Annotated in this window: 11 protein-coding genes and 1 tRNA gene; 4 read left to right on the plus strand and 8 right to left on the minus strand. The window is 70.7% G+C overall.

Going from position 1 to position 13,913, the window contains the following annotated elements; all coding sequences use genetic code 11:
- Positions 1–57 precede the first annotated feature (57 nt).
- Positions 58–131, plus strand: a tRNA-Gly gene (locus tag CPY97_RS10220).
- A gap of 312 nt (positions 132–443) precedes the next feature.
- Here CPY97_RS10220 and CPY97_RS13615 read toward each other — a convergent pair.
- The gene (locus CPY97_RS13615; RefSeq protein ID WP_096422437.1) at positions 444–1,853 is read right to left on the minus strand and encodes a hypothetical protein; all 1,410 of its coding nucleotides are present in this window, start codon (positions 1,851–1,853) and stop codon (positions 444–446) included.
- Between the two features lie 32 nt (positions 1,854–1,885).
- On the minus strand, positions 1,886–2,380 hold the full coding sequence (locus tag CPY97_RS10230; protein WP_161494116.1) for an RNA polymerase sigma factor: 495 nt from the start codon (positions 2,378–2,380) through the stop codon (positions 1,886–1,888).
- A gap of 139 nt (positions 2,381–2,519) precedes the next feature.
- Here CPY97_RS10230 and CPY97_RS10235 point away from each other — a divergent pair, with 139 nt between their 5' ends.
- Positions 2,520–6,989: an SCO7613 C-terminal domain-containing membrane protein gene (locus tag CPY97_RS10235; protein ID WP_096422441.1), complete on the plus strand. Its 4,470-nt coding sequence runs from the start codon at positions 2,520–2,522 to the stop codon at positions 6,987–6,989.
- 117 nt (positions 6,990–7,106) lie between these two features.
- Positions 7,107–7,592 (plus strand): Dps family protein, encoded by a 486-nt coding sequence (locus tag CPY97_RS10240; protein WP_096422443.1) that lies wholly within the window; start codon positions 7,107–7,109, stop codon positions 7,590–7,592.
- Positions 7,593–7,628: 36 nt separating this feature from the next.
- Here the strand turns inward: CPY97_RS10240 and CPY97_RS10245 are convergent, their stop codons facing one another.
- From CPY97_RS10245 to CPY97_RS10260, 4 genes are read right to left on the minus strand one after another with little or no spacing between them, the layout of a single operon-like run.
- A complete protein-coding gene (locus CPY97_RS10245; protein WP_096422445.1) occupies positions 7,629–9,110 on the minus strand; it encodes an amidohydrolase in 1,482 nt (493 codons plus the stop codon).
- On the minus strand, positions 9,091–9,729 hold the full coding sequence (locus tag CPY97_RS10250; RefSeq protein ID WP_096422447.1) for an FMN-binding negative transcriptional regulator: 639 nt from the start codon (positions 9,727–9,729) through the stop codon (positions 9,091–9,093). The genes CPY97_RS10245 and CPY97_RS10250 overlap by 20 nt, the downstream gene beginning before the upstream one ends.
- Positions 9,730–9,737: 8 nt before the next feature.
- Entirely contained in the window at positions 9,738–10,721 is a 984-nt protein-coding gene (locus CPY97_RS10255) for an Fpg/Nei family DNA glycosylase (RefSeq protein ID WP_096422450.1), read from the minus strand.
- 5 nt (positions 10,722–10,726) lie between these two features.
- Positions 10,727–11,212, minus strand: a complete 486-nt coding sequence (locus CPY97_RS10260) for a ribose-5-phosphate isomerase (protein WP_096422452.1) — start codon at positions 11,210–11,212, stop codon at positions 10,727–10,729.
- A gap of 119 nt (positions 11,213–11,331) precedes the next feature.
- Here CPY97_RS10260 and CPY97_RS10265 point away from each other — a divergent pair, with 119 nt between their 5' ends.
- The gene (locus tag CPY97_RS10265; RefSeq protein WP_096422454.1) at positions 11,332–12,108 is read left to right on the plus strand and encodes an SDR family oxidoreductase; all 777 of its coding nucleotides are present in this window, start codon (positions 11,332–11,334) and stop codon (positions 12,106–12,108) included.
- Between the two features lie 30 nt (positions 12,109–12,138).
- On the opposite strand, the gene CPY97_RS10270 is transcribed toward CPY97_RS10265, so the two are convergent.
- Positions 12,139–12,486, minus strand: coding sequence for a cupin domain-containing protein (locus CPY97_RS10270; RefSeq protein ID WP_231923921.1), 348 nt, complete (start codon positions 12,484–12,486; stop codon positions 12,139–12,141).
- Positions 12,483–13,904: an NAD(P)/FAD-dependent oxidoreductase gene (locus tag CPY97_RS10275; protein ID WP_096422456.1), complete on the minus strand. Its 1,422-nt coding sequence runs from the start codon at positions 13,902–13,904 to the stop codon at positions 12,483–12,485. The genes CPY97_RS10270 and CPY97_RS10275 overlap by 4 nt, the downstream gene beginning before the upstream one ends.
- Positions 13,905–13,913 lie beyond the last annotated feature (9 nt).

Below are 13,913 nucleotides of genomic sequence, written 5' to 3' on the forward strand. Positions count from 1 at the left end.
GACCGTGGTTCTGGGTGCGCTACGCTGGTGCACTGCGCGGGTTCGCACGCCCGTCGCGGGGATGTAGCTCAATGGTAGAGCCTCAGTCTTCCAAACTGATGGTGCGGGTTCGATTCCCGTCATCCCCTCCAGTGCCCTGACGGGTGGCCACCGGCCGCCTGGCAGGGCATTCGTGTTGCTGCGAATCGAACCCCTGGGTGGGCCCACGCCGCCGGAGGCTCCGCGCGCCGCGTCAGCGGCGGGTGGAGGGGCGGTGGGGACGATTCCCGTCATCCCCTCCAGTGCCCTGACGGGTGGCCACCGGCCGCCTGGCAGGGCATTCGTGTTGCTGGCTGTTGGCCAGAGTGTCCGCGACGTCGGCCGCGACGGGTCGTTGCCGGCGTGTCGGAGGAGGACACGCCGGCGATTGGGACCTCAGCTGACGCCGCGGACACCCGCGCTGTCTAACGGTCCTCGACCACGCCCTCCTCAATGGGCAGGATGTCGAACTCCACGGGCTCGGGGAGGGCGATGACGCCCTCGACGAGCGAGACGACACCCGAGAACCAACCGTCCGGCATCTCGAAGGCGTAGCCGGGGACGAGCCAGGCGTTGCCGTCGGCATCCCACATGAGCAGCAGTGTCGGGGTGGCCTCGTCGAGCGTGACGGTGACCACCTCGGGCTCAGGAAGAGGTTCGGGCAGGGGCTCCGGTGCGGGCTCGACCGTCGGCTCGGGTGCCGGTTCGACCGTCGGCTCGGGCTCGGGTGCGGGCTCCGGCTCGGTAGGCTCGGTCGGCTCGGTCGGCTCGACAGGGTCGACACCCTCTCCGGGGCTGCCCGGCTCAGACACGCCCGGCTCGCCGGGCGCTGGCTCAACCAGGTCACCCTCGGTGCGGGCCATCCCGCTCGACACAGGCGCATCGGCGGCGATGAAGCTCACGTCACCTTGGAAATCGGGGCCGGGGGCGGCGCCCCAGCGCCAGTCGGCGAGACGCTCGACGGCGTCGCGGGCCGAGACCGTGCCGAACGACCCGCGCTCGACGGCTTCCACGGCGTGTCCGCTCGCCCATTGAATGTCGCCGGTCGCCGACCACGACACCGACCAGTCGAGCGCAGTGCGCTGCCCGGCGACGACCAGGTGACCCGTCGCGGTGGTCTGCCACTCGTCGGCGTAAACGACAATCTGGTCGGGCGAGATCGTGAGGCCCGCACCGGCGAACAGCTCGGCGGCGAGCCTTTGCGCCTCCGCGCCGCTCGGCGCGAGACTCGGGCTCGGCACATCCTCGCGGAACGGGAGTGGATTCGAGTACCACCAGTTGCCGGTGCCCACCCAGGTGGTGGTCACCGCGGGCGCGGTGCCGTCTTCCGGGCCGACCACGAAGCTGGGGTAGTCGTCACTGAACCACTCCGAGCGCTCGACCGAACCCTCCACGCCGTAGAGGCCGGCAATCCGCGCAAGCGTGTCCTCGGGAGTGCCGAGGCGACGCAGCTCGTAGACCGATCCCGTCCCGCCCGAGGTGCCGAGCGCATCCCCCGCCAGGTATTCATACTGCACCCAGGGCATGATCATGGCGTCGGCCCCGATGGCAGCCTCAGCGCCGGCGATGCGCGCGCCGTCGGCGCCGCCCGATGCCGCAGTGAAGAGGGGCGGCTGGGTCGCGGTGAGCGAACCGCCGATGACGAGTGCGCCGACGCTGACGGCGGCGACCGCGGTGAGCGAGCCGGCGGCGACCTGCGCCACCCGACCGCGGTTGACCATGCGCGGGGCCTTGCGGCCCGGCGCACCGGTGACGATGTCGCTCGAGAGGTCGGGCGCGCCGACGTCGAGTGACCGCTTGAGGCGACCGTCGAGGTCGTCGGGAGTGGTGCCCATGCCCTGATTACGTCGCGGGGCGGGCCAATCTTTCAGCTCGGGTCAGAATTTTTCTGCAGCAGCTCGGCGAGGCGGGTGCGGGCACGGTGCAGGCGAATGCTCGCCGCATTAGCGGTGACGCCCAGAGCGGTCCCAACCTCCTCCGGACTAAGGCCTTCCACCACCCCGAGGGCGAGCACCTCGCGGTCGCGGGCAGAGAGCGCCCGCCAGGCCTCGGCGAGCGCCCGGTCGGCCACAACCATGTCCTCCGCGGAGGGCGCGGAATCCTGTGCGGTGAGCCGGGCGAGCACGCTCGTGCGGGAGGCGAGTTGGCGGCGGTGGTTCGCGACGACGTACGAGGCGATGCGGTAGAGCCACGGCAGTTCCTCCCCCGCAGCGACCCTGTCGCGCTTGCGCCACGCGATCGCGAACACGTCGGCCGCGAGGTCGTCGACGGCGTCGCGGTCGACGCGTCGGGCAAGGTAGGCGCTGACGGCACCGAGGTGCTGCGTGTAGACCGCGACGAAGGGGTCGCTTTCGGGGGGCACGACGCCATTGTGGAGCCCCGCGTCCGCGCGAGGCGCGCACGACACGTCGTGCCGCCCTGCGTTCTCCCCAGCCCTGATTCATCCCCAACAGTGCGGTGGTCTGTTGCCGCCGACACGCTGAGCGCTAGCGTGTGGCGGCATGAGGCCCACCCCCGCGCCCGGAACGGCGAGCTTCCCCCGATCGCCGAACGACCTGCGCTCGACCGAACAGTGCCCGGCATGCTTCGCACCCCTGCGCGCCGCCGTGTGCCACGTCTGCGGGCTGAACCTCGCGCATCCGTTGGCGGCGGAACTCGCGTCACTGTCGACCACGATCGCCGACGGCTTGGATGCCCGGCTGCGAATCATCGACCGCATGCGTCGCGAGCCGGTCGCCCCCGCAGAGCCCGCTCAGGCCGCGCCGGCTGCCGCGCCCACCACCGCTCCCCCGGCCGCCGTTGCGCGCTCGGCGACCACCGCACCGGAGGTTCGTGAACCCGCCGTCGCGCCCCCCGCACCGGCGTTACCGCTCCCGTCCCCAGAACCTGTGCCGGCCGCTCAGACCGCCGCGCCGCCGACTGCCGTCGCGCCGCCAGCGGTGGACGAGCGGCCGCGCCGATCGGGCATCCAGATCGCGCTGGTCATCGTCGGTATCGCGCTGCTCAGCGTGTTCGCCCTGTTCGGGGTCATCTACGTCTTCATCGCCTACGGTGTGGTCGCCCGCTCCGTCATCATTGCGCTCGCGTCTCTCGCGACCCTCGTCGTTGCCAGCCTGCTCGCCCGTCGCGGGCTCGGGGCAACCGCGGAAGGTCTCGCCGCGCTCGGAACCGTCATCTTGCTTCTCGATGCGTGGGCGGTTCGCCGCACCGACGTCGCGGGGCTCGGCGCCGTTCCCGAAACCGGCTACTGGGGCGGCGCCCTGCTCGTCGTCGCCGTCATCGCTCTCATCTGGGCGCGTCTGGGTGGGCACCGCTCGCCGCTGCTGGTGGGAGCGAATCTCATTCCCGCTGGCTCGGCGTTGCTCGCGGTTCACCTCGCCTCAGACCTGCCGCGCGGCGCCGCACCGTCGCTGGCTGCGCTCGTCGCGGCCGCCGCCACCGTGGTCGTGCTGGTCGCCGGCCGACGCGCGTTCGCCATCTCGCACACGTCAGCCGTGGTGAGCGCCGCCGCACGCACGCCCCTCGTCGCTCTCGTCGTTGCGGCCGTGGCGGCGCTCATCGGGGTTGCGATGCTCAGCACATCCGGCTGGTGGTGGGGCACCGCCGTCGTCATCGGCGTCGCGTTCCTCACCGGCCTTGCCGCATGGCTGCTCACCCGCACGGGTGGTGGCACCCTCGACACCGTGATCGCCGCAGCGCTCGCGGCGCTCGGCTCGATCGGACTGCTGACCGGTCTCACCGTCGCGGCTGCCGCGACCGAGTCCGAGGCGGCGACGCTCGCCCTTGCCCTGCTCGCCCCGGCCACGCTGCTGGCGACCGCCGACATCGCCCGGATGCGCATGGGGACCGACCCCGGGCGACCCGCCATCACCGCCGCTGGGATCAGTGCGGCGATCGTGGGCGCCCTGGCCGCGACGCTCGCGCTGGTGATTGTGCTCACACCGCTCGGTGACGCCGTCGCCTCGCGCGCCGACGCCGATCGGACGGTCACCTCCGACGTGCTCGGAGTGGGCTCGCTGCAGGTGACCGCGGTCGCCGGCCTCGCCGTGGCGATCGCCATCCTCGTCGCAGCGGCGCGCGCCGCAGGCCGTCTCGGTGAATCGGGGCGGGCCCTGCCACTGGCCGCCGGCGCCGGACTCACGGTTGCCCTGACGTCGGCCGTCATGCCGACGTGGTGGGCGCTCATGACGTGCGCCACCGTCGTCAGCATTGCCGCCGCCCTCGCGCTCTCGTTCCGTCGCACGCGCGGCGACAGCATCGGCCGCGCGGCAGTGCGACTCGGGTTCAGCGTTGCCGCCGTCGCTGCCGCACTCATCGCCGTGAGTCTCGGATGGGCCGTCGACGACAGTTGGTGGGTCGGCATCGTCGTCGCACTCGTCGCCCTGGGCCTCGGGCGGCGGGCGGCACACAATGCGAATGCGCGTGCGGTGGCGACGACAGTCAGCGGTCTGCTCGCCGCCGCCTCAGCGCCGAGCATTGCGTCGATCACGGCGCTCGACCCGGTCGCGCTCAGCCTCGCCGTCGTCTCTGTCGTGGTGATCCTTGGCCGCGTGCTCAGCCGGGAGCCAGGTGAACGCGCCCTCCTCAGCACCACCCTCTTGCCCCTCGGGCTCAGCCTGGCAATTGCGCAACTGGTGGTGACCCCGGCCACCACCAGCCTGCAGCCGGTGGTGAGTACGCTCACTTTCCTGATCGCCGTCGTCGTTGTCGCGAGCGACCCGCGTAGCACGTATGGGCGTTACGCAGGACTCGCCCTGGTCGCCCTGGCAGCGGTTGCTCTCAGCGACCGGGTCGTGATCGACAGCGTTGCGGCGAGCGCCGCCGCCACCTCCGTGTCGACACACGAGCGGGCCATCGTCGCCCTGGCAACTCTCGTGCTCGTCGCGGCGGCCTCGGCCCTCACCACCCGACGCACCGCGCGCTGGGTGGTCGACAGCGGCGTCGGGGTGACCGCGATCGCCGCCCTTCCCGTCGCACTCGACGGCGGTCTCGCGCCGCTGTCGATGCTCATTGCCGCCGTCGGAGCGCTGGCGCTCGCCGCCCGGGACTGGACTGCGACCCCGCAACTCCTTCGCGTGCTTGCTGCCGCGGCCACGCTCCTCCTCGCCGTGGTCGCGCTCGCGCTCTTCCTCGGCGACACCATCGCCCGGAACGAGGCCGCAACCGTGCTGCCCATCGGGGCCGCGCTCCTCGCCGTGACCGTGGCGCTGCGCTGGCGCACGCCCGCCGACGGTCCGGGACGAGCGCTCTCCGCGGCGGTCGCTGCCCTCATCGTGGTCGCACTCGGCCCGACCGTCGCCACCGCATTCGCTGTCGACACGGGGGCAACCACGCTTCTGCTTGCCGCCATCGTTCTCGGGCTCGCTCGGCTTCCGCGCCGTGACATCGCCGAGCGCGCGGCGACCGTCGCCGCCACCGTGCCCGTCGCGCTCGTGCTCGCCCTCGCGATTGTCGTCGAAAGCGGCGACCGGACCCTGCTGGCCGCCGGCGCCATTGCCGCGCTTCTGCTCGCCCTCACCGCCCTGCTCACGGATGCTCGCCGCGGCATCGATCGCACCGCCGCGTTCGCGACGCTCGGCCTCGCCGCCGCACTCGTCACTGCGCAGGGAATCCGCACCGCGGTCGCCCTCATCGACGATGACGTTCGGGTTCCGGACGCTCAGTTGGCGCTCGCTGCCCTCAGCGCCATGACGGTGCTGGCCGTGATCGGAGCGCTCACCGTGCGTGGCCGCGACCGACTCGCCCTCGACATCGGCCTCGCGGCGATCGCCGTTCCGACGGCCATCCTCGTGACCGACGGAGGCCGGTTCTCGCTCCCGTTGACCATGAGCGCCGTCCTGCTCCTCGCCGTGGCCATCAGCCGTGACGGGCTGTTCGGCTCGCAGAGCAAACGCCGCTTCCTCGGCTGGGCCGCCCTCGCCAGCGCGACCGCCGCGCTGTGGAGCTTCCTCGCCGATCGAGGAGTCGAGAACCCCGAACCGTTCACCCTTCCGTTGGCCGCCGTGCTGCTGGCCATCGCCGGACTCCTCGCGCGCGTCCCTGTTGCCGACTCGGCTACCCGGACCGTTTCGCGCCCGACCATCATCGCCGTGAGCGCCCTCGCCGTCGCGGGCCTCCCGCTCGCCGCGCTTGCCGGAGAGGGACCCGTAACCCGCGGGGCGAGCGTTGGGGTCATCGCGACCGCGCTGGTGCTCGCCGTCATCATCGGTCGCGTGCACTCCGGCATCCGCTGGCGGGGCCTGCCGCAGCTCCTGCTGGGAGTGGCGGTCGTCACGCAGGTGGTGCTCTCCATCAGTGTCACGGTGCGCGTCGATCTGGAAGCGGCCACCCGAGGGGGCACGCCCGTCGATGCCCCCCTCCAGGTCGCTGCCGTGCTCATCGTCGTGATGCTGATCGGTACCGCGGCCGCGACCTGGGTCACCCTTCCCCGGTCAGACGAGCTCGCCGTTCCGCGCACCGTGAGCGTGACCACCGCCGCGACGGCCGGCACCGCCGCTCTCTGCTCTGCCATCATCGGCCTCTCGGGCGCCATGGAGCAGGTCGAACTCATCGCCATTCCGCTCGCCCTCGCCCTGCTGCTCATCGGCACCTTCGAGCTCGACCGGCGTGCGGCAGCGCGCAGCCTCCCCTGGCTGACGCCCGGCTTCGTTGCGCTGCTGCTCCCCAGCCTCATCGCCGTGGACGTCGATGGGGGCGTGTGGCGAATCGCGGCGCTCGGCATCGCCGCCACGATCATCCTGATCGGCGGCGTCGTCCGGCGACTTCAGGCGCCGTTCCTCGTCGGCGTCACGGTGCTGCTCGTGCACGCCGGTATTCAGACGTGGCCGCTCATCGCCGAGATCGGCCAGAGCATCGAGTGGTGGTTGTGGCTCGGAATCGCTGGCGTCGCCATCGTCGCCGTCGCCGCGCGCTACGAGCGCCGCGTGCAGAACGTCAAGAACACCGTGCGGCGCATTTCGGAACTGCGCTGACGGTCACCTGATAGTCGCTTGGAGGCACCTGGAAGAAGTGTCCATGAGCGCTGATGGCGCAATACGGTGGGAGCAGAGCCCTGCCGATCGTGGGGCGACACCGATAGAGAGGACGCCATGACTGACGTCGCCGCAGCACCCGAGCAGACCACCGACCCCGACATGATCTCGGGCGTCTCGCAGTACCTCGCTCCCGTGGTGATCAACTTGACGGCCCTCGCCCTCGAGGGCAAGCAGGCGCACTGGCACGTGCGCGGTAGCAACTTCCAGGCCGTGCACGAGTTGCTTGACACGCTCGTCGACCACGCCCGCGAATACAGCGACCAGGCCGCCGAACGCATCGCAGCCCTCGGGCTTCCGCTCGACGCGCGCGCTGCGACGGTGGCGAAAGAAACCACCGTCCCGCCCGTGCGGGCGGGATTCCAGCAGACCGACCTGCTGATCGCCGACATCATCGCCGGCATCGACGCGTCGCTCGTCACCCTGCGCGCCGCCATCAAGGGGCTGGAAGAACTCGACGAGGTGAGCCAAGACATCGCCATCGCGATCACCAACGGCCTCGAGCAAGACCGCTGGTTCCTGTTTTCGCACATCGCCGAATAGGCGACGCGCGATAGCGCGATCGACGCCGCTGCGGCCCTAGGCCGTGGCGGCGTCCCGCTGCGCGGCGACGGCGGGCCCGAAGGTGGGACGGCCCGCCATCAGGGTGTGCGCGACCGGCATCGATCGCAGCTGACGAGCATCCCTCTCGAGCGGGTCGGCGTCGACGAGCACGAGGTCGGCGTGCTCGCCCGCGGCGATGCGCGAGCGTGTCGAGGCGGCCAGCGCCTCGGCGACGGTGATGGCCTGCTCGGCGTGGAACGGTGCCCGCTCGTCGCGCGTGCGGGCGGTCGCGGCCGAGATCGCGATCCAGGGGTCAAGAGGTGCGACCGGCGCGTCCGAGCCGAGCACTACGTGGGCACCCGAGTCGATCAGGTCGCGCAGGGGGAAAGCGCGGTGCGTGCGGCCCGGCCAGTAGCGTTCGGCGACATCGCGGTCATCCATCGCGTGCTCGGGTTGCACGCTCGCGGTGACGCCGAGGGCCGCGAAGCGTGGCAGATCGCTGCGCCGAACCAGCTGAGCGTGCTCGATGCGGCCGCCGTGGCCGAGGCGCGCGAACGCGTCCAGCGCGAGACGATTGGCGGCGTCGCCGATCGCGTGAATCGCGAGGCGGAACCCCGCAGCGTGCCCCCGCGCCATGAGCGGCTGCAGATCGCACGGCGGAACCGTCAGCAGGCCGTACGCGTGCTCCGTCGCATCCGGGTACGGGTCGCAGCAGTAGGCGGTCCGGGTGTTGAGCGAACCATCCGTGATGACCTTGAGCGGGCCGACCGACACCTCGCCGGCAACCGGCAGGCCGCTACGCAGACGCTGAGCAATCGCGCGGTCGAGGTGCTGGGGGTACACGCCAAACTCGACGCGCAGGGCGTCGAATCCGCCGCCGACCCGGCGCATCCAGTCGTCGAGATTCCACCGCATCTCTAGGTCGACGATGCCCACCACGCCGCGAGCGGCAGCATCGGCAGCCGCCTCCCGCACCCACTCGTCGATGACCGTGTCACTGGCGGAATCGAGGGTGCGAGTGACGGCGAACGCCGCCTCCTCACGCAGCAGCCCGTCGCCGCTCTCGACGCCGAAGCGCACCATGGCGGCCGAGTTCAGCCACACGGAGTGCACGTCAGCGCTGATGAGCACAAGCGCACGGTCGGCGACGACCGCGTCGAGCACGGAGGCCGTCGGGGTGTCGGGCCAGAGCCCGTCGCGGAAACCGATGCCGACGATGACGTCGTCGGCGTCCGTGCGTCCGGCGAGAGCGCTGCGCACGATGGCGGCGGCCTCGGCAGCCGACTCGGCCTCGCCGACATCGATGCGACGCCGCGCCTGTGCCCACTGCGTCATGTGCACGTGTTCGTCCCACAGGCCCGGCAGTACGAAACGGCCGTCCGCGTCGATCACGTCGGGCCCACTCGCGATATCGAGAGCGTCGGCGGGGGCGACGGCCGCGATGATGCCGTCGCGCAGCACGAGGTCGACCGGGTCGTGACCGCCGAGAGGGCGGGCGTTACGAACGGCGCGGATCATGCACCCTCCTCATTTCGCGGGCGAGCCCGTTGTGCGCGTACGGTCCGTCACCCTCGAGCTCGTCGATGATGCGGTCGACGACCTCGGCCGGTTTGTTCTGGCTGAGCTTCCGTCGAGCGTCGATGCGGGTGACCCGCAGTCTGAGCCCGACCGTTCCCCGGGCGACCCTCCGAGAATACTCCTCGTCGAACGCGAGGCTTCGTGCGCTCTCCCCCACCAGTCGCTCGAAGTGGTCGGTGAGGTGGGCGAGCACACGGAAGTTCTCGGCATCGTCGAGAATCTCGGGCACGCCGTACAGGTGCGCGGTCACGTGATTCCAGGTCGGGATGTTGTCGCCCGGCGCGTACCAGCTGGGCGAGACGTAGCCATGCGGACCCTGCACGATCACGAGCACTTCGCTGTCCCCGAGCCGGTGCAGCTGCTCATCGGGGCGGCCCACATGGCTGAGGAGCACGATCTCATCCCCCATACTCGCCTCCTCGTCGAGGAGGAACGGGTAGTGCGAGGCGACGATGCCCTGATCGGGCACGTGCGACACGATCGTCGCCCACGGGTTCTCGCGCACGAGCCGCCGCACCTCGTCACGGTCCTCGAGCAGGTAGTGCGGTGTGTGGCGCATGGCGGCCCCTATCGCTGGCAGGTCGGGCAGTAGTAAAGCTTGCGGGCGGCGGCCATCTCGAGAACGATGTGCGTTCCGCAGACGCGGCACGGCAACCCTTCGCGCTTGTAGACCCAGTGCCGGTCGGCCCGGCTGCGCAGCGCTCGGGCGCGCGCCTCCTCGTCGAGGTCGTCCATCGTGAGCATCTGACCCGTGTCGACCCCCACTCCAAGCAGGTAGCGCCAGTCGCGCCAGAGGTCGCGCACGGTCTCGTCGCTCAACTGCGAACCTGGGATGTGCGGATCAAGGCGCGCTCGGAACAAGATCTCCGCGCGGTACACGTTGCCGATGCCGCTCACCACCGACTGGTCCATGAGCAGCAGCCCGATCGGGGTGCGACGCTTCCGGACGCGCTCGACCATGCGCTCTTCGCCCTCATCGGGGTCGTCGACCAGGGGGTCGGGCCCGAGCTGATTGATCACCTGCTGCACCTGGGCTGCGTCGATGACCTCGCACGCGGTCGGACCGCGCAGGTCGGCGACGGCCGTCTCCGTGAGCAGCCGCGCCCGCACCTGCCCGACGGGTTCGGGCGGGAAGCCCTCGAACGTTTCTGTCTCGGTCTCCTGCTCGGCCATGCGCAGGCGGGTTCGCCGGGGGGCGCCGATCGACGCGAGCGAGTCTTCGTGCTCGCCGACGACGGTGTCGTCGGCGGCCCCGCGCATCCCGGTCTGCCCCATGCGACCACGCGACGCGCGCGTGGTCGCGTCACGGCTCACCGCGCCGCCGAAATCCCACGCGCCGTAGATGCCGAGGTGGACGCGGAGGTACAGCGCCTCGTCGAACTCGAGGAACAGCTGCTTGCCGACGGCGCGCGACTGCGTCATGGTGCGCCCGTCGATCAGTGCCGCACCCTCGGCGAAGCGCCCCTGCGGCGACGACGCGGCAACCGTCTCACCGACGAAGTGACGCTCGAACTGCCGCGCGATGCGATGGACGGAGTGACCCTCGGGCACGTCGGCTAGTGAAGTTCGTGGCCGGTGATCTGACCGGTCGTCTCGTATTCGCCGAGCTGGCCGATGCGACGCACGTGCCGCTCTTCGCCGGGGAACGGGGTCTGGATGAAGATGTCGATGAAGCGCAGCGCCTCGTCAACGGCGTGCTGGCGGGCGCCGATCGCGATGACGTTGGCGTCGTTGTGCTCGCGCGACAGCACGGCGGTGGCCTCGTTCCAGACGAGGGCGGCGCGGATGCCCTCGACCTTATTGGCGGCCATCTGCTCGCCGTTGCCCGAACCGCCGAAGACGATGCCGAGCGACTCGACGCCGGCCTCGCGGTCGCGCGCGACGGCGCGGGCGGCGTTGATGCAGAAGGCTGGGTAGTCGTCGAGCGGGTCGTAGTCGACCGGGCCGTGGTCGATGACCTCGTGGCCCTGGCTCGCCACGTGCTGCTGCACCGTGCGGCTGAAATCGAGTCCGGCATGGTCGGTGGCAACGTGGATGCGCATACCCGCAATTCTAGGCGCGGGCCGAAAGACCCTGGCGCGCCGTGCAGGGTCTGCGACAGGCTGGAGGCGGCGGCACAGACCGTGCCCACCCACCCCCTGTCGAAGGAGACACGATCCCCATGGCACGCACGATTGTCGTCACAGGAGCAGCAAGCGGAATCGGGAAGGCAACGGCCGAACTGCTCACCGCACGCGGAGACACGGTGATCGGGGTGGACCTCGACGGCTCTGACGTCGCCGCCGACCTCACCACGCACGAGGGGCGCGACCACATGGTTGCCCGCGTGCGCGAACTGTCGGGGGGCACGATCGACGGGGTCGTCGCGAACGCCGGGCTCGCTCGCGAACTGCCCGCGACGGTCGGGGTGAACTACTTCGGCGCGCTCGCCACACTCGAGGGACTCCGGCCCCTCCTTGCCGGGTCCGATTCGCCGCGCGCGGTCGCGACGGCCTCGATGGCGTCGCTCTTCCCCGTTGACGACGAGCTGCTCGAGGCGATGCTCGCCCACGACGAGCCGGCCGCGTTGCACCGCGCGCAGGAGCTCATCGACGCAGGCACGGCCTCCACCATCTACGGCACGACGAAGCGCGCGCTCGCGCGCTGGATTCGCCGGAACGCGGCCGGCGCCGAGTGGGCAGGCGCGGGCATCCCGTTGAATGCGGTCGCGCCGGGGGTCATGCGCACACCGATGACCGCGAACATGATGGCGACCCCCGAGGCCGAGAAGCAGCTGCTGGAGATGGTGCCGATGCCCTTGAACGGCGTCGGCACGCCTGAGACGGTCGCGCACCTCATCGGCTACCTCACGAGCGTCGAGAACACGCACCTGTGCGGACAGGTCGTCTTCATCGACGGCGGCAGCGACGTCGTGATTCGCGGAGACTCGACCTGGTAGGCCGGATGCACGCGGTCGGCTGATCGAGAATCAGGCGATGTAGATCTTGCGGAGGGTCTCGTGGACCTCCCACTCGGTTTCTTCGCCGTCCTCGAGGCGGCCGACACTGCCGGCGACGAGCTCGGTCTCACTGCCGTCGTCGCGGCGCAAGATTGCCCGCCCCTTCAGCACGATGAAGACCTCGTCGACCTCGACGTCGGTGACGGTGCCTGGGGTGATCTCCCAGACGCCGATCTCCCAATCGTCGATCTCGGTCAGCGCCGCCACGCCGGTGGTGGGCGAGCCGTCGATCACCTGGTCGGCGTCGACGGGCTCGTGCTCGAGCGGTAGCTCGAGGGCCTGCAGCACCGTGGCTGCGTCGAGGGGCAATTCGCTCACGAGTCGAAGCCTAGGCCGACAGCGTCGAGGGTGCGAAGGAAAAGATTGCGGCGGCCGTGATTGTGGTCGGCGCGGTCGAGCGCCCAGCGCACCGATTGCACGGCCGGGAAGGTCGCGGGCTCCGGCGGGAAAGGCAGCGGCATGTCGCGCACGGCCTTCAGCGACGTGCGCTCCGTCGTGAGCCCCGCGAGCTGGTCGAGCATGACGTCGGCAGCGAAACGGGTGGCGGCGACGCCGAGACCCGTGAAGCCCGCCGAGTAGGCGACGCGTCCGCGATGCGCCGTGGCGTGAAAGGCGAAGAAGCGGCTGGAGGTGTCGATGACGCCCGCCCAGCGGTGGGTGAAGAGCACCCCCTCGAGCTGCGGGAAGGTCGTGAAGAAGTGGCTCGCGAGACGCTCGTAGCTCTTTCGGCGGTCGTCGTACTCGGGGCGGATGCGTCCGCCGAAATGGTAGATGGCGTCGTAGCCGCCCCAGAGGATCCGGTTGTCGGCCGACAGTCGGTAGTAGTGGAACTGGTTCGCCGAGTCGGCGACCCCCTGACGACCGGACCAGCCGATCGAGGCGAGCTGAGCATCCGTGAGCGGTTCGGTCATGAGCACGTAGTCGTAGACCGGCACGGTGTGCAGGCGGTAGCGCTTGAGCAGCGACGGGAAGGCGTTGGTGGCGAGCGCGACGCGGTTCGCGCGCACCACTCCCCCGTCGCGCAGGCGCAGCTCGACCGCGTCGGGCTCGGCGCGAAGCTCGAGCACGGGCGACGACTCGAAGACCTCGACGCCCGCCTCGAGGCACGCGGTCAGCAGTTCGCGCGCGAGTTTGCCCGGGTGGGCGAGCGCGGTATCGCGGGTCGACCAGAGACCACCCTCGTAGGTCGGCGACGCGATCTGCGCGCGCATCGCCTCGGCATCGTAGAAGTGCTCGGTCTCGCCGTCGTGCGCCTCGGCGAGCTCAGCCACCTGATACGGCTCGGTCGCAACGGCGAACGAGCCGACGCGCTCGAAGTCGCACTGCCAGTTGCGTGACTCAACCGTCTGCTGAATCTCGTCGAGGTTCTGCATGCCGAGGCGGTCGAGCGTCTCGAGTTCGTCGGGGTAGCGAGCCTCACCGTTCTTCTCGCCGTGGGTGAGGCTCGCCTCGACGAAGCCGCCGTTGCGACCCGATGCCGCCCAGCCGATCGTCTTGCCCTCCACGAGCACGACGCGCCGCTCGGGGTCGCGTTCCTTCGCGCGCAGGGCCGTCCACAGGCCCGTGTAGCCGCCACCGACGACGGCGAGGTCGGCGTGGATCCGCCGAGTGAGTCGTGGCTGCCGCTCGCTAGCCGGAAGGTCGTCGAGCCAGAACACGCTGAGGCGCGAGTCGGCGAGCGCCGCGCGCACGAGCGCAGGGTCGGCAGGGCGTCGTTCGAATACCGTGGAGGCCATAACCTCCAG

This window comes from Microcella alkaliphila (genome assembly GCF_002355395.1).
In the GTDB taxonomy this organism is placed as follows: Bacteria; Actinomycetota; Actinomycetes; order Actinomycetales; family Microbacteriaceae; genus Microcella; species Microcella alkaliphila_A.